Here is a 1,248-nt window from a genome sequence, read left to right as displayed (position 1 = left end):
GCGCCCTGCGCCGCCCCGACGCCTGGGCGGTCCCGCCGGTCGCCGGGCTGGCGGAGCTGCGCCGATGGTTCGCCCAGGAGGCCGGAGGGGACGTCACCCCCTCCGACGTCCTCGTGGTCGGCGGCGGACAGTCGGCCCTCGCCCACGCCTTCCGCGCCCTGGCCGCCCCCGGCTCCCCGGTGCTCGTCGAGACCCCCGCCTATCCGGGCTGCGCTCGCCGCCGCGCGGCCGCCGGGCTGCGGGCGACCGCCGTGCCGACCGACCGCGACGGGGTGCGGCCCGAGCTCCTGGCCGAGGCGTTCGCCGTCACCGGCGCGCGGGTCTTCTGCTGCCAGCCGACCCTGCAGAACCCGACCGGCGCGACGCTCGGCCGGGAGCGCCGCGAGCAGGTCCTGGCGGTGGCCCGGGCCGCGGGCGCGTTCGTGGTGGAGGACGACTACGCCCGCTACTTCACGACCGCGCCCGTCCCCCCGCCGCTGGTCGCGCTCGACGTCCACGGCACCGTGGTCCACGTCAACTCCCTGACGAAGGTCCTGTCCCCGAGCGTGCGCGTGGCCGGGGTCGTCGCCCGGGGCCCGGCCGCCCACCGGCTCCGGGCCAGCCAGGTGGTGGACTCCTTCTTCGTCGCCAGGCCGCTGCAGGAGACGGTGCTGGAGTTCGTCGGCTCCCCTGCCTGGCCGCGCCACCTGACCGCCGTCACCGCCGAACTGGCCGCGCGCAGGGACGCGCTCCTTGCGGCCCTCGCCGCCCGACTGCCCGCCGCCGAGTCCCACCTCGTGCCCCGGGGCGGCCTGCACCTGTGGGTACGGCTCCCGCAGGACCTCGACGAGGACGCCGTGGTGGAGGCGGCCCGGAGGGAGGGGGTCCTGGTCGGCCCGGGACGCGTCCACTACCCCGCCGAGCCGCCGGGGCCCCGGCTCCGCCTCACCCACACGGCCGTGGCCCACCTCTCCGAACTGGCCGAGGGGATCCGGCGGCTGGCCCTGGCGGTGGAGCGCGTGGCGGGCTCCGCCACAACCACCTAATGCCGTACAGTGGTGACGAAGGGGTGATCCGTCCATGCCCGAGCCCGCGCCCGCGCCCGCCGTCCTGGTGTGCGAGTTCGTCAACAGCTACGACATCGAGAGCGACACCGACGCGCTCTCCTCCCCCGCGGCGCTCGTCGCCTGGCTCGCCAGACGCGGCCTGGCCGGGACCTGCGACCCCGCGGGCGGCGAGGAGCTGGCCGCCGCCGTCGACCTCCGCGAG

At 77.6% G+C, this 1,248-nt stretch carries 2 protein-coding genes; both read left to right on the top strand.

Annotated features, from left to right (window positions below; translation table 11 throughout):
- Nucleotides 1–1,025, top strand: a 1,025-nt coding sequence (locus ACWJ6R_RS36630; protein ID WP_449066592.1) for an aminotransferase-like domain-containing protein, incomplete at its 5' end; no start/stop codon positions are given.
- A gap of 34 nt (nucleotides 1,026–1,059) precedes the next feature.
- The coding region (locus tag ACWJ6R_RS36625) for an ABATE domain-containing protein (RefSeq protein WP_449066591.1) at nucleotides 1,060–1,248 on the top strand (189 nt) is incomplete at its 3' end.

This window comes from Planomonospora algeriensis (assembly GCF_977012225.1).
The sequence above is the reverse complement of the archived record's forward strand: the minus strand, read 5'-3'. Positions and strand labels throughout refer to the sequence as shown.